Below are 22560 nucleotides of genomic sequence, written 5' to 3'. Positions count from 1 at the left end.
TGGACTCTTTTTTGAACCTTATCTTTTTATTTTATTCCTTCTCAGCCAATTCTTTTCCAAGTTGGATGAGGTAATCTTTTAAGTCATCTTTGACTTGTGGATGTTTGAGGGCGTAGTCAATAGATGTTTTCATAAAGCCAAACTTATCCCCAACGTCGTAACGAGCTCCTGTAAATTCACGGGCAAAAACACGTTGTGTTTTATTGAGAGTATCGATTGCATCAGTAAGTTGGATTTCATTTCCAGCACCAGGAGCTTGATTTTCGAGGATATCAAAAATCTCAGGTGTCAGAAGATAACGACCGATAATCGCTAAATCACTTGGTGCATCTTCGGGAGCTGGTTTTTCAACGAAAGTTTCAACGCTATAGAGTCCATTGATTCCTTCGCCTTGAGGAGCAATGACTCCATATGATGAAACGTCTTCATGTGGTACGGGCATGACAGCAATGGTTGATGCGTGTGTCCGCTCGTAATCATTCATCAGTTGTTTTGTCAAAGGAACGGCATTCTCATCTGTGATGTCCATAAGGTCATCGCCCAGCATAACAACGAAGGGCTCATTCCCCACAAAAGCTTTGGCTTGTAAGACAGCGTCTCCAAGACCACGAGGGTGAGTTTGGCGGATGAAATGGAGGCGCATACCAGTTGCTTCATCTACCAATTTTAACAAATCTGTTTTGCCTTTTTCCTTAAGATTGTATTCAAGCTCAAAGTTTGAATCAAAGTGGTCCTCAATAGAACGTTTTGATTTACCAGTGACAACCAGAATATCTTCAATACCTGATTTGAGAGCTTCTTCCACGATAAACTGGATAGTTGGTTTGTCTACAATTGGCAACATTTCTTTGGCAAGGGCCTTGGTTGCTGGTAAAAAACGAGTTCCTAGTCCAGCAGCAGGGATGACTGCTTTTCTAACTTTCAGTGCCATAAGAATCCTTTCTTTAGAGGGTTAAGACCACTCATTTTCTGCTTTAAATTCATTGTTCATGATGTCATAAATGGCATCTTTGATATTGGTTCCGTGGTAGATAACTTGGTAAATGGCCTGTGTAATGGGCATATAGACTCCAAGTTCTTGCGCTAGTTCGTAGGCTGCTCGGGTCGTTGAGATTCCTTCAATTACCATGCCCATATTGGCTTCGATATCAGCTAGGGATTCTCCACGACCAAGGGCATCTCCAGCTCTCCAGTTACGAGAGTGGATGGAAGTTCCCGTTACGATCAAATCTCCTACACCAGACAAGCCACTATAGGTCAATGGACTAGCCCCGAGTGCCACCCCTAGGCGGGTAATTTCTGCCAAGCCTCGAGCGATGATGGCTGCCTTGGCATTGTCACCAAATCCCAAACCATGTAAAGCTCCAGCACCGACAGCGATAATGTTTTTAAGAGCACCAGCAGTTTCAACTCCAATAACATCCGTATTGGTATAAAGTCGGAAGTAGTGATTACTAAAGAGCTCTTGAACGTATTGAGCTGTTTGTAAATCTTTAGAAGCAGCAGTGATTAAAGTCAGGTCACGCACAATGGTTTCTTCCGCATGACTAGGGCCTGAAACAACGACAATATCACTGCGGAGATGTTCAGGAATTTCTTCTTCAAGAATGGTTGATAATCGTTTATGGCTATCAGGTTCTAATCCCTTTGATGCGTGCATGATGATAGCCTTATGGTCTAAGGTTTGTGCAACTTGCTGGGCAACAAGTCGTGTCACTTTTGTTGGGACAACAAACAAAATCGCATCCACATCTTTCAATGTTTCTGCTAAGTCAGTGTAGGCAATGATATTTTCATCTAGGACGACATCTTTAAAGTAGTGCTTATTAGTATGGTGTGTATTAATTTCATTGATTTGCTCGGGAAGATTTCCCCAAATACGTACCTCGTGTCCATTGTCATTTAAGACTTGTGAAAGGGCAGTTCCCCAAGAACCAGGCCCCAAGACGGCGATGGTTTGTTTTTCCATGATTTCCTCCTTAATAGAGTTCTTTCTCTTATTCTATCATATTCTAGGGGATTTTGCACTTGCACTGCTGGGGTATGGTGGCTTTGTGACTTCAAAAATACACAAAAACCGAGACTCAGTATTAAACTCTTAGTCTTTAGTTCTGACAGATAGTTTGATTCAGTATATGCTATAATAGAGGTAAACAACTCAGGAGGTTCTTGTAGGTTGCGAGAGTTTGGCGAAAAAATTAAAAGATTACGTTTGGCTAAAAAAATCAGTCGTTCAGAATTTTGTGGTGATGAGTCTGAATTAAGTATTCGTCAATTAATTAGAATTGAAAATGGAGAATCTAGACCAACACTAACAAAGTTAAAATATATCGCTGAACGTTTGGGGGTTGAAGATTACAAGTTGATGCCAAGTTATATAGAGTTGGATAAGGAATATCTAGAATTGAAGTATTTCTTGATGAGGACTCCTACATACGAAGATGAAACTATCGCCCAAAAGAAAGAGAGTGTTTTTGATAAGATTTTTGAAGAATATTATGATAGACTTCCTGAGGAAGAAAGGTTTATCATAGATGTTTTACAAGCATATGATGATTTTGGTTGGTGGAATGATGATAGCAATTTAGGAATGATTTTACAAGAGTATTTCGATCACATTTTGTTGAAATCAAAATATGAAGTTAACGATATTTTAATCATAAAGCTATTTTTGGTAAGATTAGTACACCAAGATACAATAATAGATGAGATTGAAGTGAATACCTTCTTAGCAATAGCTGATAAAATTTTACAACAAGTTGAGATGTTTGATATTGAATATTCATTTCTAATCAGAGATTCATTACTTTTGTTGTTAGGAATATTTGAAAAAATTGCTAATTACAGTCAATTTGAAGATATTCTTTACAAATTAAATGAAATTACCTCAAAATCATATGACTATCAGAAAAAACCAATTATTCGACTATGGGAATGGCGCTATGCATTATTTGTAAAAAAAGATTATTCAGTAGCTGAAAATTATTTTCAAGAAGCAAAAATATTTGCTAGAATGATTGATAATAGTCATTTGATAGAACAGCTAGAAAAACAATGGCAACATGACCTCCAGGATTTTTTTAAAAATAAACATTAGAAAATAAAAAAGTGACAAAAATGTCACTAGTTAAAAAGACCGAGAGAAAGTTTTCGAAATCATAAAAACGCATGATATCAGGTGTTTAAAAACTTGATATTATGCGTTTTATCATTTAAAGAGTTATTATGTTTTTCCCTTAGATTGAGTTCGTATCTAGTTTCTTTTTATACTAATTGAGTACTCATTAGTAGATAAGTTGTTGAAATTAGTGACATTTATGACCTTGGAGAATGTGTAACATAGAAGTATAATAATCCTGTAGAAAAAATAAGGAGAGAAAATATGTTAGTGCTAGTTGTTGCCATTTTTTGGATTTATAAATAATAAAGATAGAATGGGAAGGTCTATGTTAGAACTAAAAAATATTAGTAAAAGTTACGGACAAGGGACGCTAAAAAATAATGTCTTAAGAGAAATAAATTTTAAGGTAGTTGAAGGAGAATTTGTATCGATAATGGGACCATCAGGTTCGGGCAAATCGACATTTATCAATATTTTGGGACTGATTGATTCTGAATTTGAAGGAGAATATATATTAGACGGAAAAAGTATTGAGAAGTTAAATGAAAATCAACAAGCAAGTTACCGTAATCGTGATATTGGATTTGTTTTTCAACAATTTCATCTTATTGATGAATATACTGTTAAAGAAAATATTTTATTATCATTCCTATATTCTGACCAACAGCCAGATATAGAATACATTGATAGTTTATTACAAGACTTAGGACTTATAGATAAGATGAATGAGTACCCAAGTCATTTATCAGGCGGACAGAAGCAACGAGTTGCTTTAATTAGAGCTCTTGCTCATAAACCTAGATTTCTTATAGCGGATGAACCTACAGGTGCATTAGATGAGAAAAATAGGAATGAGATATTGCAAATTCTACAAAATTTGAATCATTCTGGAACGACAATTATTGTAGTAACTCACGATGAGTTTGTTGCCAGTCATTGTAGAACAAGGTATCGAATGAAAAATGGGTATCTAACATCTGAAGGAGAAGGATTACATGAAGTTTAAAAAGCTGTTAATAGATACTCTAAAGCTGTTAAAGAGGAATAAAAGACAAAGCATTCTGACGTCCTTAGCCATCACAGTGGCAACATTTGTTTTATTAGTAATACTATCAAGTTCTTCCTATACAACTTCTACATTAGGTAATGATTTAAAGATAGAAGAAGACACAGCAACAATGACTTATACTCCTCAGAATATGTTGGATATTAGAGGGTTTACACAGGAAGATAAACAATTGATTGAGCAAACTATTGGAAAACCTGCAAGACTTTCTTCCAGCTCTTATGCCTTGTATGCTGAAACGTATTTTAATGATTCTAAGCAGAATCTTAGTTTTCGAACATTGGGCGATTTGAATAAGAATGGTTTAGTTGTGCCTGCTTTATTAAAAGGAAGAGCATTAGAGGAACTAGATGGCGGTGTCGCTATTAGCGATAAGGCTCTCATGTCATTGACTCGAAAGGAAAATATTGAAACTTTTTTAGGAGAGACTATCAATATATCTGGAAAAGAATATCCAATTCAGGCAATATATTATGGATCAGCTGTTAATGAAAGATTACCTTCTTTATTGGTTACCAATGAAATCAAAGAGTTACTTTTAGGAGGAAGGGAATATTTTGATGAATTAGTAGTAGAAACTAATCAGTTGGAGAATATTAATAAGGCTTTATCTGCTTTAGATACTTATGGAATATTCCGCAAGGAAGGAACTTATGGATATATAGATAATAGAAGGGTATATGAGGAAACAAAGGCCCAAGCTACTACAATATTAAATTTCATTGCACTTTTATCAAGTATTTCAATTTTTGTAGCTGGTTTTGGGGTTATGAATGCTATGTTGTCTTCTGTTAGCGAACGTAGTAAGGAGATAGCCATTCGTCGAGCTTTGGGAGCTAAAAAATCTGATATTTATCAATCATATATGATGGAGGGGATTCTTTTATCGCTTCTGGGAGCTATAACTGGTATTGGAGTAGCGACATTATTTGTTGTTTTAATGAACATGAGTGGTTTTGTTACGACATTAACTCTGGATCATATTTTGATTACTCTATTCACAACGGGTGTATTTGGAATTGTATTTAGTATTATGCCTGCAATGGTTGCAGCAAATAAAAATGTTATTGAAGGTCTAAGGTAATGATGGATAGTAATCTAAGAAAATTTGAAATTATTATTGTACTCATATCTGTAGCATTTTTTCCACTATTATCAATTATGCTGGGAGATGCTATTATAGCTCTTTTACTAGACAGAGCAGGCATGTTAAAAATGATGCTAGGAGAAAGAATCTTATTTGCGGGAACATCACTATTATTATGGTGGATATTGGAGAAAGGAAAGTTAATAAATATAAGGGTTAAACAATTTATATCCTACAAACAAGTTGGCCTTTATATTCTTCAGATTACTTTAATAACAATATTTGTATTTCTATATACAACAGACTATAATTCAATCATTTACATATTGTTTTTTATTCTAGTAAATTTTATAATCGCTTGGGAGGAAGAGTTTGTATATCGCTTGTTAGTCCCTGAAATACTAAAGAAATTATGCAGTAATTTTTTTATAATATGTTTAATTCAGAGCTTGATATTTAGTTATTTAGGGCATATGGATGGAATTATTTTAGAAAATTTAATTTATAGAGTTCCTATTTCAATCGTATTGTATGGGATTAGAAGTAAAACAGACAGTATCTTTTTGCCGACAACTATCCATGCGTTATGGAATATTATGTTAGATTTTATATAAGGGAGATAAAATGAGACTGACAAAAATAGATAAAATATTTTCTTGTTTATTAATTGTAGAATTTTCAACATGTTTTATAGTATTAGAGAATCTTAACATTTTTCAATTTATGCTATTTGTACAAATTATACCGTCAATATTGTTAGCTTTGTTATCGGGAAGTATTTCTTCTAGAAGTAAGCACAGCTGGGTGTTATTAATTATTTTTGGAATAATCTATACCTTAATGATGTTTGGAATTTTCAGAGTTACTCCTATGACGCTTATAGAACAAAATACGATTCAATCTGAAACTTCCGTATTTACATTTAATAGAAATTTACAGTTAGGAACTTATCTTGGATTTTTCTTGCAGGAATTTTTACTAGGAGCTTTTATTTACACTATTTCAAAAATTTTTGGAAGAATTAAACAAGGGAAATTTTAATGAATTAATCATTGAAAGGAGGTGAGAGATGGTGTTTAAGTTATTTAAAAAGTTAACTACTCAATGGTTTTGGGGTGCTTACACACACACGACTTACTATAGAAACGGTAAAAAGAAATCATAGTATTTTGATTTTATATTATTGAAGGGGGGTGAGAGCCGATGTTTAAGTTATTTAAAAAATTGACAACTCAATGGTTTTGGGGTGCTTATACACATACGACTTATTATAGAAATGGTAAAAAGAAATCATAGTATTTTGATTTTACATTATTGAAAGGAGGTGAGAGCTGATGTTTAAGTTATTTAAAAAATTGACAACTCAATGGTTTTGGGGTGCCTACACGCACACGACTTACTATAGAAATGGTAAAGTAAAATCCTAATATGTAAGAATATTTAAACATTTAAAAATAGGTACGTCTTGTTTGTAAAAAAAAAGATATGCCTATTTTTTAATTTAAAATTTGATGAAAATGTGTATTAGAGGGATAATATGACTACCATAGATTTACTGAAAAAAATATACTTTTATGTTGGTTTGAAAGAGCGACTATTATGGGGACTGAGTGTTTTCTTAGCGACTGTTTCCGCTGGAATAGGTCTATTTTTACCGACTCAATTAAATTTATTATTTCAAAAATTTGAGAATTTTAATTTTAATGATATGATAATTCTTGTTTTACTATTTTTCTTACAGAGTATAATCATGTATGTGTCTCTGTATGTTCTGGGTAAAATTGGAGAATATATAATTTTACAACTACGAAAGGAGAGTGCCCTATCACTTTTACAGTCCGAAGTTTTTAATCTAGAGAGCACGACTTGGGCAAGTAGGGTAATTTATAATCCAGGATTCTTTTCTGACTTGATTTCAAGACAGCTTCCTACTTTAATAACTAATACTCTTCAAGTCAGTTTAACTATAATTATATTATTTTATTTAAATTTCAAAATAACTATACTTATTATCTCAGGGATTTTTATAGTTGTTTGTTATTCAATTGTGTCTGGAAAAATATTATCTCAAATTCAAATACGATTTCAAGAATTTCTATCACAAACTAATCAACAACTTTCGGATATACTTGGGAGGTTGGGATTAATAAAAGTCAACAATACAATCGAGAGAGAGTTTGAATTTATAAAAAATTCTGTTCAAGAAATTTATCGATTATCAATGACGACTTTGAGATTTGGAATATTGAATCAGATGGGTCATCAATTATTGTTTATTCTATTAGTATTATTAGTACTATGTATAATTGTCAATGACATAAAATCAGGTGTCGCACAACTATCTTCTATTACTTTATATATTATGTATTGTTTTCAATTAGTAGCACCATTACTAGCTATTTCTGATGAATTAACTGGTATAAATAAAAGCAAGGAAATCATGCTAGAATACATGAATAGATTTTATCATTTGCCTTCAAATTCAGAACAAGCGATATATCCTCAACTAGGCGAGAGAACAAAAATAGAAATTTTAAATTACTCTAATCCTTTTAATAAAACATTTATAAAATCGTTGTGTTTAGATGAAGGAAAAGTCTATCAGCTAAAAGGATCTTCTGGTGTTGGTAAAACAACGTTATTAAATTCAATTTTAGGATTAGTACATTTTAGTGAAGGATCAATTAAAGTAACTTTAAAGAGTGAGGCTATACTATATAATCGGATTGCTTATTATCAAAGTCAACAACAGCTATTAGTAAATAGATCAATAAGGGAAAACTTATCTTATTCTCGTCATATAGCTGATACAGAAATATTAGATGTATTGAATAAATTTGGATTATGCGAGGAGCTAAAAGATGAAGATATACTTAATTTAATAGTTACAGAAAACACTCTTTCCAAGGGACAAATATCTAGACTAGGACTAGCTAGAGAATACTTAAAACAAGATTCTGAAATAGTTGTACTGGATGAACCTTTTGCACATTTAGATAAAGTAAACTCTATGAAGATTGACAAAATGTTTAGAGATAGATTCAACAATTCTATTTTAATAATTGTTAGTCATACTAATGATTATTATAATAAAAAAGACTATGTTATTGAAATGGTGTAACATTTGGAGAAAATTATTTTTGAACGAAAAAGATTTGAGTATGTCGGTTCTAATAGAAAGCAAGTAAAGGACTTTATGATTCTAAAAAATTTCATGTCTAAGACAATTCAAGTTGAAATCAGAGTGGAGGGATACTTGTTAGACCTTCTTATTTTAAAAGAGATGAGTACAGAATTTTATAATTTAGATTTTCTTTCTTTGCCCTATGATGTCAATATAGATGTGAAAGAAGTTGTAGAGGATGTTGATTTAACAGTCTATAAGAATAGTAAGTATAGGAAGTTTGATTTCTTTAAAAATATTTGTAAATGATATTTTTGAAAGTCTATCCATCCTTATATTAGAATTGCTACAACAAGTTTTCAACACTTGTTTCAATTGAACATACTAAAAACCGAGATGAAGGGATAAACTCTTAGTCTCGGTTTTGATATTTCTTAAAGAATAGCTCGTTTTATTTCAATTGATCTGTAATGTCTTTTGATAGCAACATTCCTAGATGATAAGTTTTATTGATGTAAGCAATGACATCATTGATGTTTTCAGTCGTGTGAATTTTTTCTTTGATGTCAGATCTAAATGTTTCATCCTTCAAAAGTTGTTCTTGGTAGAGCCTTTGCAGTCTCTCCTTCTCGTACTTATTGAGCAGAAAAAGGAAAACCAAGCTAATTACAACGAGGATATAAGCATATTGGCTCATAGGAAATCTCCCTGTATGATAAAGAAGTAGTAGTGAGTAAATCGAATTAGTGGACCTAAAATAGCAGAACAAGCCAGCAAAACTTGATAAGATTTTTGATAGACTGTCAGTGAAGCGTTTAGGCAATTCGTATTGGTTACGACGTAAAGAAACATAAATCGATAATATTTATGTTTCTTTACTAGTGAAGCAGTTAGCTAGTCCGCCTATAAGCGGCTAGCGTCTAACAATTAGGAACTTTAGTTCCAATTGTTAGTACTGAATCACATCTTCTCAGGCGCTTCTACTCCAAGCAAGCGAAGGGCCTCTTTGAGAACGACTGCGGTTGCGTAGCTGAGGGCTAGACGGCTGTCGCGTTCTGGGCTTTCATCCAAGATACGCGTGTGTGCATAGTATTTGTTAAAGGCTTGAGCCAGACTAATTGCAAATTTAGCAATGATAGAAGGTTCAAAGTTATCCGCCGCACGGTTGATAATACGTGGGAAGTCTTGGATGAGTTTGATGATTTCCCAGCTTTCAACATCATTCAAGCTATAGTTGCCAGCTGTTTCTGGTTTGAAGTCTGCTTTACGTAAGATAGATTGGATACGAGCGTAGGCGTATTGAACATAAGGTCCAGTTTCACCCTCGAAGGATACCATAGCCTCTAAGTCGAAGTCGTATCCATTTGTACGGTCGGTTTTGAGGTCATAGAATTTAATGGCTCCGACCCCAACAGCATGCGCTACCTGGTCTTTATTTTCAAGTTCTGGATTTTTAGCTTCGATTTGCGCTTTAGCACGGCTAACTGCCTCTGCAACTGTAGGCTCTAGCAAGATGACATTCCCTTTACGGGTAGAGAGTTTTTTCCCTTCTTTTGTAACCAAACCAAAAGGAACGTGAGTAATGTCGTCACTCCAGTCGTAGCCCATTTCTTTCAAGACAGCTTTGAGCTGTTTAAAGTGGGCTGATTGCTCTTGACCAACGACGTAGATAGATTTAGCAAATTGGTATTCGTTTTTACGGTAAAGAGCTGCAGCCAAGTCACGAGTGATATAGAGAGTTGCACCATCAGATTTCTTGATAAGGGCTGGATGTTCAATTCCATATTTCTCAAGATTCACAACTTGGGCCCCTTCTGATTCAACCAGAAGGCCTTTTTCAGAAAGAATGTCTACAACTGCATCCATCTTATCGTTGTAGAAGGCTTCTCCATTGTAGCTGTCAAATTCGACTTGCAATTCATTGTAAAGACGGTTAAATTCCACTAAACTTTCATCACGGAACCATTGCCAAAGAGCGAGAGCTTCCTCGTCTCCATTTTCAAGTTTACGGAACCATTCGCGTGCTTCTTCATCCAAACTTGGGTCATTTTCAGCCTCAGCATTGATGCGGACGTAGAGTTTAAGAAGTTCATCGATTGGATGAGCTTTCACAGCTTCTTCGTCGCCCCATTTTTTGTAGGCGACAATCAACATCCCAAACTGTTTACCCCAGTCTCCCAAATGGTTGACCTTGACTGTTTGATAACCGATTTTTTGGAAAATATGTGATAAGCTATCTCCGATGACAGTTGAGCGCAGGTGACCGATAGAAAATGGTTTAGCGATATTGGGGCTAGACATGTCAATAACAACATTTTCTTGTTTACCAATATGTTGGTCAGCATAGTGTTCTTTTTCAGTGATAACAGCTTGTAATACTTGAGCAGAAATAGCAGATTTATCAAGGAAAAAGTTGACGTAAGGTCCTGTTGCGACAACCTTTTCAAAGGATTGGCTGTTAATCTTTTCAGCCAGTTCAGCCGCAATCATTTGAGGTGCTTTACGTTCGACTTTTGCAAGAGAAAAAGCAGGGAAAGCAATGTCTCCCATTTCTGAGTTTTTAGGGGTTTCCAGTAAATTTAAAATAGCCTCTTGGTCCAGGCTATCAATGACGCTAGCCAATTCGCTAGCAATCAATTCTTTTGTATTCATTAAGAGCTCCTTTTTGGACTTTTCTACTATTTTATCACAATTTTAAAGAAAGAAGAAAAAATTTTTGAAATCTCCTATTTTTTTGGTATAATATAGTTATAAAAATAGTTATAAATATTCACATAAGAGGATTTTATGAGAAAAAGAGATCGTCATCAGTTAATAAAAAAAATGATTACTGAGGAGAAATTAAGTACACAAAAAGAAATTCAAGATCGGTTGGAGGCACACAATGTCTTTGTGACTCAGACCACCTTGTCTCGTGATTTGCGCGAAATCGGCTTGACCAAGGTCAAGAAAAATGATATGGTGTATTATGTACTAGCAAATGAGACAGAAAAGATTGATTTGGTGGAATTTTTGTCTCATCCTTTAGAAGGTGTTGCAAGAGCAGAGTTTACCTTGGTGCTTCATACCAAATTGGGCGAAGCCTCTGTTTTGGCAAATATTGTAGATGCAAACAAGGATGAATGGATTTTAGGAACAGTTGCTGGTGCCAATACCTTATTGGTCATTTGTCGAGACCAGCACGTTGCCAAACTCATGGAAGATCGTTTGCTAGATTTGATGAAAGATAAGTAAGGTCTTGGGAGTTGCTCTCAAGACTTATTTTTGACAAGGAGAGACGGACAATGGCGACAGAAAAGCTATCACCCGGCATGCAACAGTATGTGGATATTAAAAAGCAATATCCAGATGCTTTTTTGCTCTTTCGTATGGGTGATTTTTATGAATTATTTTATGAGGATGCGGTCAATGCTGCGCAGATTCTGGAAATTTCCTTAACGAGTCGCAACAAGAATGCCGACAATCCGATTCCTATGGCGGGTGTCCCCTATCATTCTGCCCAACAGTACATTGATGTCTTGATTGAGCAGGGCTATAAGGTGGCTATCGCAGAGCAGATGGAAGATCCTAAACAAGCAGTTGGGGTTGTGAAACGAGAGGTTGTTCAGGTCATTACGCCAGGGACAGTGGTCGATAGCAGTAAGCCGGACAGTCAGAATAATTTTTTGGTTGCCATAGACCGCGAAGGCAATCAATTTGGCCTAGCTTATATGGACCTGGTGACGGGTGACTTTTATGTGACAGGTCTTTTGGATTTCACACTGGTTTGTGGGGAAATCCGCAATCTCAAGGCGCGTGAAGTTGTGCTGGGTTATAACTTGTCTGAGGAAGAAGAACAAATTCTCAGCTGTCAGATGAATCTTGTGCTTTCCTGTGAGAAGGAAGGCTTTGAGGATGTCCATTTACTGGATACACGACTGGCAGCTGTGGAGCAAGCGGCATCTAGTAAGCTGCTCCAGTATGTTCATCGGACTCAGATGAGAGAATTGAACCACCTCAAACCTGTTATTCGCTATGAAATCAAGGATTTCTTGCAGATGGATTATGCGACCAAGGCCAGTCTGGATTTGGTTGAGAATGCTCGGTCAGGCAAGAAGCAAGGCAGTCTTTTCTGGCTTTTGGATGAAACCAAAACGGCTATGGGAATGCGTCTCTTGCGTTCTTGGATTCATCGCCCTTTGATTGATAAGGAACGAATCATCCAACGTCAGGAGGTGGTGCAGGTCTTTCTTGATCACTTCTTTGAGCGCAGTGATTTGACAGACAGTCTCAAGGGCGTTTATGATATCGAACGCTTGGCTAGTCGGGTTTCTTTTGGCAAAACCAATCCCAAGGATCTCTTGCAGTTGGCGACCACCTTGTCCAGTGTGCCACGGATTCGTGCGATTTTAGAAGGGATGGAGCAACCTGCACTAACCTATCTCATCGAACAACTGGATGGAATCCCTGAGTTGGAGAGTTTGATTAGCGCAGCGATTTCTTCTGAAGCTCCTCATGTGATTACAGATGGGGGAATTATCCGAACTGGATTTGATGAGACTTTAGACAAGTACCGTCGTGTGCTCAGAGAAGGGACTGGTTGGATTGCTGAGATTGAGGCCAAGGAGCGAGAAAACTCTGGAATCAGTACGCTCAAGATTGACTATAATAAAAAGGATGGCTACTATTTCCATGTGATCAATTCTCAACTGGGAAATGTGCCAGCCCATTTTTTCCGCAAGGCGACGCTGAAAAACTCAGAACGTTTTGGAACCGAGGAATTAGCTCGTATCGAAGGCGACATGCTGGAGGCGCGTGAGAAGTCAGCCAATCTCGAATACGAAATTTTTATGCGTATTCGTGAAGAGGTCAGCAAGTATATCCAGCGTTTGCAGGCTCTAGCTCAAGGAATTGCGACCGTTGATGTCTTGCAAAGTCTGGCGGTTGTAGCTGAAACCCAGCATTTGATTCGACCTGAATTCGGAGATGATTCGCGAATTGATATCCAGAAAGGGCGCCATGCTGTCGTTGAAAAGGTTATGGGGGCTCAGACCTATATTCCAAATACGATTCAGATGGCAGAAGACACTAGTATTCAACTGATCACAGGGCCAAACATGAGTGGGAAGTCAACCTATATGCGCCAGTTAGCCATGACGGCAGTTATGGCTCAGATGGGTTCTTACGTACCAGCAGAGAATGCTTATTTACCGATTTTTGATGCTATCTTTACCCGTATCGGAGCAGCAGATGACCTGGTTTCAGGTCAGTCAACCTTTATGGTGGAGATGATGGAGGCCAATAATGCCATTTCGCATGCGACCAAGAACTCTCTCATTCTCTTTGATGAATTGGGACGGGGAACTGCAACTTATGATGGGATGGCTCTTGCTCAGTCCATCATCGAATACATTCACGAGCATATCGGAGCCAAGACCCTCTTTGCGACCCACTACCATGAGTTGACCAGTCTGGAGTCCAGCTTGGAACACTTGGTCAATGTCCACGTGGCAACCTTAGAGCAGGATGGGCAGGTGACCTTCCTTCATAAGATTGAACCAGGGCCAGCTGATAAATCCTACGGTATCCATGTTGCCAAGATTGCTGGCTTGCCAGCAGACCTTTTAGCAAGGGCGGATAAGATTTTGACTCAGTTAGAGAATCAAGGGACAGAAAATCCTGCTCCCATGAGACAAACAAGTGCCGTCACTGAACAGATTTCACTCTTTGATACGGTAGAAGAGCATCCTATCCTATCAGAATTGTCTAAACTGGATGTTTACAATATGACACCTATGCAGGCTATGAATGTCTTGGTCGAGTTAAAACAAAAATTATAAAGAATGAATTACTTGTCATTCTAGCTGTATCAAGGAGACTTCTTTGACAAGTTCCCACTTTTTTGCTAGAATAACATCAAACAAACAGAATGAAAAGGAGCTGACACATTGTCGCTCCCTTTTGTCTATTTTTTAAGGAGAAAGTATGCTAATTCAGAAAATAAAAACCTACAAGTGGCAGGCCTTGGCCTCGCTCCTGATGACAGGCTTGATGGTTGCTAGTTCACTTTTGCAACCGCGTTATCTGCAGGAAGTGTTAGACGCCCTCCTTGCTGGAAAATATGAAGCTATTTATAGTATCGGGGCTTGGTTGATTGGTGTGGCCTTGGTCGGTCTGGTTGCTGGTGGGCTCAATGTTGTCCTCGCAGCCTATATTGCCCAAGGAGTTTCATCTGACCTTCGGGAGGATGCTTTCCGTAAAATCCAAACCTTTTCTTATGCTAATATTGAACAATTTAATGCGGGAAATCTAGTCGTTCGCATGACAAATGATATCAACCAGATTCAGAACGTTGTCATGATGACCTTCCAAATTCTTTTCAGACTTCCCCTCTTGTTCATCGGTTCGTTTATCTTGGCGGTTCAAACCCTACCTTCTCTGTGGTGGGTGATTGTTCTCATGGTAGTCTTGATTTTTGGTTTGACTGCTGTCATGATGGGAATGATGGGACCTCGTTTTGCCAAGTTTCAAACACTTCTTGAGCGCATCAATGCTATTGCCAAGGAAAATCTACGCGGTGTTCGTGTGGTCAAGTCCTTTGTCCAAGAAAAAGAGCAGTTTGCTAAGTTTACGGAGGTTTCAGACGAGCTTCTCGGTCAAAATCTTTACATCGGTTATGCCTTTTCAGTAGTGGAACCTTTCATGATGTTGGTCGGTTATGGGGCAGTTTTCCTCTCTATTTGGTTGGTTGCGGGGATGGTTCAGTCGGATTCGTCTGTTGTTGGTTCCATTGCTTCCTTTGTCAATTACCTGGGCCAGATTATCTTTACCATCGTTATGGTTGGATTTTTGGGAAATTCTGTCAGTCGTGCCATGATTTCCATGCGTCGTATTCGAGAAATTCTTGACGCAGAGCCAGCCATGACCTTCAAGGATGTCCCAGATGAAGAGTTGGTCGGCAGTCTTAGCTTTGAAAATGTGACCTTTACCTATCCAATGGACAAGGAACCAATGCTGAAAGATGTGAGCTTTACTATTGAACCTGGTCAAATGGTTGGTGTCGTCGGAGCGACTGGTGCAGGGAAGTCAACCTTGGCTCAATTGATTCCACGTCTCTTTGATCCGCAAGAAGGGGCTATCAAAATCGGAGGCAAGGATATTCGAGAAGTGAGTGAAGGGACCCTGCGTAAAGCTGTCTCTATCGTTCTCCAACGTGCCATTCTCTTTAGTGGGACGATTGCTGATAACTTGAGACAGGGTAAGGGAGATGCTACTCTATTTGAAATGGAGCGCGCAGCCAACATTGCCCAAGCTAGTGAATTCATTCATCGTATGGAGAAAACCTTTGAAAGTCCAGTTGAGGAACGGGGAACCAACTTCTCAGGTGGACAAAAGCAAAGGATGTCGATTGCGCGTGGGATTGTCAGCAATCCACGTATTCTGATTTTTGACGATTCGACCTCGGCCTTGGATGCCAAGTCAGAGCGCCTAGTGCAAGAAGCCTTGAATAAGGACTTGAAGGGAACAACAACCATTATCATCGCGCAAAAAATTAGCTCGGTTGTCCATGCAGACAAGATTTTGGTACTGGATCAAGGACGATTGATTGGTCAAGGTACGCATGCAGACTTGGTTGCCAACAATGCTGTTTACCGTGAAATCTACGAAACACAGAAAGGAAAGGAGGAGTAAAATGAAGACAGTTCAATTTTTTTGGAATTATTTTAAAGTCTATAAGCTATCATTTGTAGTTGTTATCCTGATGATTGTTCTGGCAACTCTTGCCCAAGCCCTCTTTCCGGTCTTTTCTGGACAAGCAGTGACGCAGCTAGCCAATTTAGTTCAAGCTTATCAAAATGGCAATCCAGAACTTGTTTGGCAAAGCCTATCAGGAATCATGGTCAATCTTGGCCTGCTGGTTTTGGTTCTATTTATCTCCAGTGTCATATACATGTGTCTCATGACGCGCGTGATTGCAGAGTCGACCAACGAGATGCGCAAAGGCCTCTTTGGTAAGCTTGCCCGCTTGACGGTTTCTTTCTTTGACCGCCGACAAGATGGAGATATCCTGTCTCGTTTCACCAGTGATTTGGATAATATCCTCCAAGCCTTTAACGAAAGCTTGATTCAGGTCATGAGCAATATTGTTTTATATATCGGTCTGATTCTTGTCATGTTTTCGAGAAATGTGACGCTGGCCCTCATCACCATTGCCAGCACACCAGTTGCCTTCCTCATGCTGATTTTTATCGTGAAAATGGCACGGAAATATACCAACCTCCAGCAAAAAGAGGTAGGGAAGCTCAACGCCTATATGGATGAGAGTATCTCAGGCCAAAAAGCTGTCATTGTGCAAGGAATTCAAGAGGATATGATGGCAGGATTTCTTGAACAAAATGAGCGCGTACGCAAGGCAACCTTTAAAGGAAGAATGTTCTCAGGAATTCTTTTCCCTGTCATGAATGGCATGAGTCTGGTCAACACAGCCATCGTTATCTTTGCTGGTTCAGCTGTACTTTTGAATGATAAGTCTATTGAAACAAGTACAGCCCTAGGTTTGATTGTCATGTTTGCCCAATTTTCTCAGCAGTACTACCAGCCTATTATCCAAGTTGCAGCGAGTTGGGGAAGCCTTCAGTTGGCCTTTACAGGTGCTGAACGAATTCAGGAAATGTTTGACGCAGAGGAAGAAATCCGACCTGAAAAGGCTCCAATCTTCACTAAGTTGCAAGAAGGTGTTGAAATTAGTCATATTGATTTTTCATACTTGCCTGATAAACCTATTTTGAAAGATGTTAGCATTTCTGCCCCTAAAGGCCAGATGACAGCAGTTGTTGGTCCGACAGGTTCAGGAAAAACCACTATTATGAACCTCATCAATCGCTTTTATGATGTTGATGCTGGTGGTATTTATTTTGACGGTAAAGACATTCGTGACTATGATTTAGATAGTCTCAGAAGCAAGGTGGGGATTGTCTTGCAAGATTCGGTCTTATTTAGCGGAACCATTCGAGACAATATCCGTTTCGGTGTGCCAGACGCTAGTCAGGAAATGGTTGAGGCAGCAGCCAAAGCAACCCATATTCACGACTATATCGAAAGTTTACCTGATAAGTACGATACTCTTATAGATGATGATCAAAGCATCTTCTCTACAGGGCAAAAACAATTGATTTCTATCGCTCGAACCCTGATGACAGATCCAGAAGTCCTCATTCTCGATGAAGCAACTTCAAACGTAGATACGGTGACAGAAAGCAAGATTCAGCATGCCATGGAGGCGGTTGTAGCGGGTAGAACCAGTTTTGTCATTGCCCATCGTTTGAAGACCATCCTCAATGCAGACCAGATTATTGTCCTCAAAGATGGAGAGGTCATTGAACGTGGTAACCACCATGAACTCCTGAAACTAGGTGGATTCTATTCAGAACTCTATCACAATCAATTTGTTTTCGAATAAGAAAGAAAGTTGTCCTATGTGGGCAGCTTTTTTTGTCCATAAAAAATTTTTATCACAGCCTTAAAAAAAACATATTAGACGAAAGGCATTTTGAGTGGTATGATAGGACTATCGTTATACTCAATGAAAATCAAAGAGCAAACTAGGAAGCTAGCCGTAGGTTGCTCAAAGCATTGCTTTGAGGTTGTAGATAGAACTGACGAAGTCAGTAACATATATACGGTAAGGCGACGCTGACGTGGTTTGAAGAGATTTTCGAAGAGTATTAACATTCGAAAGGAGAGACATTATGTCTAGAACGGTTGTAGGAGTTGCTGCAAATCTATGTCCCGTAGACGCAGAAGGCAAAAACATTCATTCATCTGTATCTTGTAGATTTGCAGAGAGCATTCGTCAAGTCGGTGGTCTCCCTTTAGTCATTCCTGTTGGTGATGAGTCAGTTGTACGCGATTATGTAGAAATGATTGACAAACTTATCTTGACAGGCGGTCAAAATGTCCATCCTCAGTTTTATGGAGAGAAAAAGACCATCGAGAGTGATGATTACAATCTAGTGCGCGATGAGTTTGAATTGGCTCTCTTGAAAGAAGCGCTTCGTCAGAATAAACCAATTATGGCAATCTGCCGTGGTGTTCAACTTGTCAATGTTGCCTTTGGTGGAACCCTCAATCAAGAAATTGAAGGTCACTGGCAAGGCCTACCTTTTGGAACATCTCACTCTATTGAGACAGTAGAAGGAAGTGTGGTGGCCAAGCTATTTGGAGAAGAAAGTCAGGTCAATTCCGTCCATCGCCAAAGTATTAAAGATTTGGCACCTAATTTCCGTGTAACTGCTATTGATCCAAGAGACCAGATCATTGAAGCGATTGAGTCTATCGATGAACACCGTATTATCGGTTTACAGTGGCATCCAGAGTTTCTGGTTAATGAAGAAGATGGCAATTTAGAACTATTTGAGTATTTGTTGAATGAACTGTAACGACTGGTGTATCCGGTCGTTCTTTCTTTTATTATTTCAAAATTTTTGGAATGTGGGATTTTTACGCAAACGTTTGAATTCTGATAAAAATTGGAGAAATTCGACAAAAAACTTGAAAAAAACGAAGGTAAGCGTTATGATAGAAAAGAAAAAATATTGGAGGAATAACATGTCACATATTAAATTTGATTATTCAAAAGTTTTAGACAAATTTGTTGCACCACATGAAGTGGAATACATGCAATCACAAGTAACAGCAGCAGATGAATTGATCCGTAAAGGAACTGGTGCTGGTAGCGACTTCTTAGGATGGTTGGACCTTCCTGAAAACTACGACCGCGAAGAATTTGACCGTATCTTGAAAGCTGCTGAGCAAATCAAGTCAGACAGCGATGTTTTGGTTGTGATCGGTATCGGTGGATCTTACCTTGGTGCTAAAGCAGCAATTGACTTCTTGAATCACCACTTTGCAAACTTACAAACAAAAGAAGAACGCAAGGCTCCACAAATTCTTTATGCAGGAAACTCAATCTCATCTACTTACCTTGCTGACTTGGTAGAGTACGTAGCTGATAAAGATTTCTCAGTAAACGTGATTTCTAAATCAGGTACAACAACTGAACCAGCTATCGCTTTCCGTGTTTTCAAAGAACTCTTGGTTAAGAAATACGGTCAAGAAGAAGCCAACAAACGTATCTATGCAACAACTGACCGCCAAAAAGGTGCTGTTAAGGTTGAAGCAGACGCTAACGGTTGGGAAACATTTGTTGTTCCAGATGATATCGGTGGACGCTTCTCAGTATTGACAGCCGTTGGTTTGCTTCCAATCGCAGCGTCAGGAGCTGATATCAAAGCTCTTATGGAAGGTGCTAACGCAGCTCGCAAAGACTACACTTCAGACAAAATCTCTGAAAATGAAGCTTACCAATACGCAGCAGTTCGTAACATCCTTTACCGTAAAGGCTATGCAACTGAAATCTTGGTAAACTACGAGCCATCACTTCAATACTTCTCAGAATGGTGGAAACAATTGGCTGGTGAATCAGAAGGAAAAGACCAAAAAGGAATCTACCCAACTTCAGCCAACTTCTCAACTGACTTGCACTCACTTGGTCAATTTATCCAAGAAGGAACTCGTATCATGTTTGAAACAGTTGTTCGTGTTGACAAACCTCGTAAAAACGTGATTATTCCTACTTTGGAAGAAGACCTTGACGGACTTGGTTACCTTCAAGGAAAAGACGTTGACTTTGTAAACAAAAAAGCGACTGACGGTGTTCTTCTTGCCCACACAGATGGTGACGTACCAAACATGTACGTGACTCTTCCAGAGCAAGATGCTTTCACTCTTGGTTACACTATCTACTTCTTCGAATTGGCAATTGCCCTTTCAGGTTACTTGAATGCTATCAACCCATTTGACCAACCAGGTGTTGAAGCTTACAAACGTAACATGTTTGCCCTTCTTGGAAAACCAGGATTTGAAGAATTGAGCAAAGAACTTAACGCACGTCTATAATAATAGAAGAAAAGAGTGGTTTGTCCACTCTTTTTACTCTCTTTATCCATAGCAATTGGACTCAGCCAAGACTTGTGATATAATATAGAGAGCAAAAAGGCAGACGCCTAGAGACTTTATAGGAGAAACTATGTCAAAAGATATCCGCGTACGTTACGCACCAAGTCCAACAGGACTACTACACATCGGGAATGCCCGTACAGCATTGTTCAACTACTTATATGCCCGTCATCATGGTGGAACTTTTATTATTCGTATAGAAGATACTGACCGTAAACGTCATGTCGAGGATGGTGAACGTTCACAGCTTGAAAATCTTCGTTGGTTAGGTATGGATTGGGATGAAAGCCCAGAAACACATGAAAATTACCGCCAGTCTGAACGTTTGGACTTGTATCAAAAATATATCGACCAATTGCTAGCTGAAGGAAAAGCCTATAAATCTTACGTTACAGAAGAAGAGTTGGCAGCTGAACGCGAACGCCAAGAAGCAGCTGGCGAAACACCACGCTACACCAATGAATACCTTGGTATGAGTGAAGAAAAAAAAGCAGCTTACATCGCAGAACGTGAAGCAGCAGGGATCATCCCAACTGTTCGTTTGGCTGTCAATGAGTCAGGTATCTACAAATGGCATGATATGGTCAAAGGCGATATCGAATTTGAAGGTGGCAATATCGGTGGTGACTGGGTTATCCAAAAGAAAGATGGTTACCCAACTTACAACTTTGCTGTTGTCATCGATGACCATGATATGCAAATCTCTCACGTAATCCGTGGAGACGACCACATTGCTAATACACCAAAACAGCTTATGGTCTATGAAGCACTTGGTTGGGAAGCTCCAGAGTTTGGTCACATGACCTTGATTATCAATTCTGAAACCGGGAAAAAATTGTCTAAACGCGATACCAACACCCTTCAGTTTATCGAAGACTACCGTAAAAAAGGTTATTTGCCAGAAGCAGTCTTTAACTTTATTGCTCTTCTTGGTTGGAACCCAGGTGGCGAAGATGAGATTTTCTCTCGTGAAGAATTGATTAAACTTTTCGATGAAAGCCGCCTCAGCAAGTCACCAGCAGCCTTCGACCAGAAGAAACTCGATTGGATGAGCAATGATTATATCAAGAATGCAGACCTAAAAACTATCTTTGAAATGGCAAAACCATTCTTAGAGGAAGCAGGCCGATTGACTGATAAGGCTGAAAAATTGGTAGAACTCTATAAACCACAAATGAAATCAGTAGATGAAATTATTCCATTGACAGATCTCTTCTTCTCAGATTTCCCAGAATTGACAGAAGCAGAGCGCGAAGTCATGGCGGGGGAAACAGTTCCAACAGTTCTTGAAGTCTTCAAAGCAAAACTTGAAGTGATGACAGACGATGAATTCGTGACAGAGAATCTCTTCCCACAAATTAAAGCAGTCCAAAAAGAAACAGGTATTAAAGGGAAAAATCTTTTCATGCCTATTCGTATCGCAGTTTCAGGTGAAATGCATGGTCCAGAGTTGCCAGATACGATCTTCTTGTTAGGCCGTGAAAAATCAATCCAGCATATCGAAAATATGTTAAAGGAAATTTCTAAGTAAGAAGGGTACAATAATGGACATCTGGGAAAAGATGTACGAAGAAGCACAGAAACTATACAATCCACATGAAGTATCAGACTTTGTTTATGCCAATCATGTTGTAGCCGCAGTAGAAGCAGAAGATGGACAAATATTTACAGGATTCTGTATGGAGGGAACCTGTGGTGTTTTCCATCTCTGCGCAGAACGGGCGGCACTCTTCAATATGTACCAATTTTCAGGACAAACTAAGGCTAAGAAAGTATTAGCCTTTCGAGATAAACCACCTTATGGTGGAAGTTCAGCTATGCCTTGCGGTGCTTGTAGAGAATTCCTTTTAGAGCTTAATGCTGAAAATAAAGATACAGAAGTCATGATGGACTATGATACAAGAAAGACAGTGAAAGTCGCAGAACTAATGCCCTATTGGTGGGGAGAAGAACGTGCTTCTAAGTTTAATGAACAATAGAAGAGTCAGTACAATTCTGGCTCTTTTTACTATAAGTTGAAAAAATAAAAAAAGTTTAAAAAAGTAGTTGACAAAGTTTAAAAAGCCTGTATAATAGTAAGAGTTGAAAATAACAACTCTGGTCCGTTGGTCAAGGGGTTAAGACACCGCCTTTTCACGGCGGTAACACGGGTTCGAATCCCGTAC

General features: G+C 38.4%; 19 protein-coding genes. 15 read left to right on the top strand and 4 right to left on the bottom strand.

The genetic code is table 11. The features are described from left to right. Positions 1 to 31: 31 nt before the first annotated feature. Positions 32 to 931, bottom strand: coding sequence for a UTP--glucose-1-phosphate uridylyltransferase GalU (gene galU / locus SMIDD28_RS09485; RefSeq protein ID WP_061425755.1), 900 nt, complete (start codon positions 929 to 931; stop codon positions 32 to 34). A 21-nt stretch (positions 932 to 952) separates the two neighbouring features. Continuing rightward, entirely contained in the window at positions 953 to 1969 is a 1017-nt protein-coding gene (locus SMIDD28_RS09480) for an NAD(P)H-dependent glycerol-3-phosphate dehydrogenase (protein ID WP_061425754.1), read from the bottom strand. A gap of 207 nt (positions 1970 to 2176) precedes the next feature. On the opposite strand from SMIDD28_RS09480, the gene SMIDD28_RS09475 reads away from it, so the two are divergent. From SMIDD28_RS09475 to SMIDD28_RS09445, 7 genes are all read left to right on the top strand, one after another. Then, positions 2177 to 3097: a helix-turn-helix domain-containing protein gene (locus SMIDD28_RS09475; protein WP_061425753.1), complete on the top strand. Its 921-nt coding sequence runs from the start codon at positions 2177 to 2179 to the stop codon at positions 3095 to 3097. A gap of 349 nt (positions 3098 to 3446) precedes the next feature. Further along, on the top strand, positions 3447 to 4127 hold the full coding sequence (locus tag SMIDD28_RS09470; protein ID WP_000891279.1) for an ABC transporter ATP-binding protein: 681 nt from the start codon (positions 3447 to 3449) through the stop codon (positions 4125 to 4127). After that, positions 4117 to 5271, top strand: coding sequence for an ABC transporter permease (locus SMIDD28_RS09465; RefSeq protein WP_061425752.1), 1155 nt, complete (start codon positions 4117 to 4119; stop codon positions 5269 to 5271). Before SMIDD28_RS09470 ends, SMIDD28_RS09465 begins: the two co-directional genes overlap by 11 nt. 2 nt (positions 5272 to 5273) lie before the next feature. Continuing rightward, entirely contained in the window at positions 5274 to 5888 is a 615-nt protein-coding gene (locus SMIDD28_RS09460) for a CPBP family intramembrane glutamic endopeptidase (protein WP_231075183.1), read from the top strand. Positions 5889 to 5898: 10 nt separating this feature from the next. Next, the gene (locus SMIDD28_RS12330) at positions 5899 to 6315 is read left to right on the top strand and encodes a hypothetical protein (protein ID WP_061425750.1); all 417 of its coding nucleotides are present in this window, start codon (positions 5899 to 5901) and stop codon (positions 6313 to 6315) included. 496 nt (positions 6316 to 6811) lie between these two features. Further along, on the top strand, positions 6812 to 8395 hold the full coding sequence (locus SMIDD28_RS09450; protein WP_061425749.1) for an ATP-binding cassette domain-containing protein: 1584 nt from the start codon (positions 6812 to 6814) through the stop codon (positions 8393 to 8395). A 3-nt stretch (positions 8396 to 8398) separates the two neighbouring features. Beyond that, positions 8399 to 8707 (top strand): hypothetical protein, encoded by a 309-nt coding sequence (locus tag SMIDD28_RS09445; protein ID WP_061425748.1) that lies wholly within the window; start codon positions 8399 to 8401, stop codon positions 8705 to 8707. 142 nt (positions 8708 to 8849) lie between these two features. Here SMIDD28_RS09445 and SMIDD28_RS09440 read toward each other — a convergent pair whose 3' ends face one another. Together SMIDD28_RS09440 and argS are read right to left on the bottom strand one after the other, a co-directional pair. After that, positions 8850 to 9095, bottom strand: a complete 246-nt coding sequence (locus tag SMIDD28_RS09440; protein ID WP_020903404.1) for a hypothetical protein — start codon at positions 9093 to 9095, stop codon at positions 8850 to 8852. A 263-nt stretch (positions 9096 to 9358) separates the two neighbouring features. Then, positions 9359 to 11050, bottom strand: coding sequence for an arginine--tRNA ligase (gene argS / locus SMIDD28_RS09435; protein ID WP_061425747.1), 1692 nt, complete (start codon positions 11048 to 11050; stop codon positions 9359 to 9361). A gap of 135 nt (positions 11051 to 11185) precedes the next feature. Between argS and argR the strand changes: the two genes are divergently transcribed. The 8 genes from argR (at position 11186) to SMIDD28_RS09390 (ending at position 22374) form a co-directional block, all read left to right on the top strand. Next, positions 11186 to 11632: an arginine repressor gene (gene argR / locus SMIDD28_RS09430; RefSeq protein ID WP_061425746.1), complete on the top strand. Its 447-nt coding sequence runs from the start codon at positions 11186 to 11188 to the stop codon at positions 11630 to 11632. A 50-nt stretch (positions 11633 to 11682) separates the two neighbouring features. Then, on the top strand, positions 11683 to 14217 hold the full coding sequence (gene mutS, locus SMIDD28_RS09425; RefSeq protein ID WP_061425745.1) for a DNA mismatch repair protein MutS: 2535 nt from the start codon (positions 11683 to 11685) through the stop codon (positions 14215 to 14217). Between the two features lie 145 nt (positions 14218 to 14362). Continuing rightward, positions 14363 to 16069 carry a multidrug efflux ABC transporter subunit PatA gene (gene patA, locus SMIDD28_RS09420; RefSeq protein ID WP_061425744.1) on the top strand — a complete coding sequence of 569 codons (1707 nt, stop codon included), beginning with the start codon at positions 14363 to 14365 and terminating at the stop codon, positions 16067 to 16069. A 1-nt stretch (position 16070) separates the two neighbouring features. After that, positions 16071 to 17837, top strand: a complete 1767-nt coding sequence (gene patB / locus SMIDD28_RS09415) for a multidrug efflux ABC transporter subunit PatB (RefSeq protein ID WP_061425743.1) — start codon at positions 16071 to 16073, stop codon at positions 17835 to 17837. A gap of 289 nt (positions 17838 to 18126) precedes the next feature. Continuing rightward, on the top strand, positions 18127 to 18816 hold the full coding sequence (locus tag SMIDD28_RS09410) for a gamma-glutamyl-gamma-aminobutyrate hydrolase family protein (RefSeq protein WP_061425742.1): 690 nt from the start codon (positions 18127 to 18129) through the stop codon (positions 18814 to 18816). Between the two features lie 169 nt (positions 18817 to 18985). Then, positions 18986 to 20335, top strand: coding sequence for a glucose-6-phosphate isomerase (locus tag SMIDD28_RS09400; protein ID WP_000018269.1), 1350 nt, complete (start codon positions 18986 to 18988; stop codon positions 20333 to 20335). A 130-nt stretch (positions 20336 to 20465) separates the two neighbouring features. After that, entirely contained in the window at positions 20466 to 21926 is a 1461-nt protein-coding gene (gene gltX / locus SMIDD28_RS09395) for a glutamate--tRNA ligase (protein ID WP_061425741.1), read from the top strand. A 13-nt stretch (positions 21927 to 21939) separates the two neighbouring features. After that, positions 21940 to 22374 (top strand): cytidine deaminase family protein, encoded by a 435-nt coding sequence (locus tag SMIDD28_RS09390; protein ID WP_061425740.1) that lies wholly within the window; start codon positions 21940 to 21942, stop codon positions 22372 to 22374. Positions 22375 to 22560: the final 186 nt, after the last annotated feature.

The sequence above is a fragment of the Streptococcus mitis genome, from assembly GCF_001579045.1.
Classification (GTDB): domain Bacteria; phylum Bacillota; class Bacilli; order Lactobacillales; family Streptococcaceae; genus Streptococcus; species Streptococcus mitis_D.
This window is presented reverse-complemented; position numbering and strand designations above follow the sequence as displayed.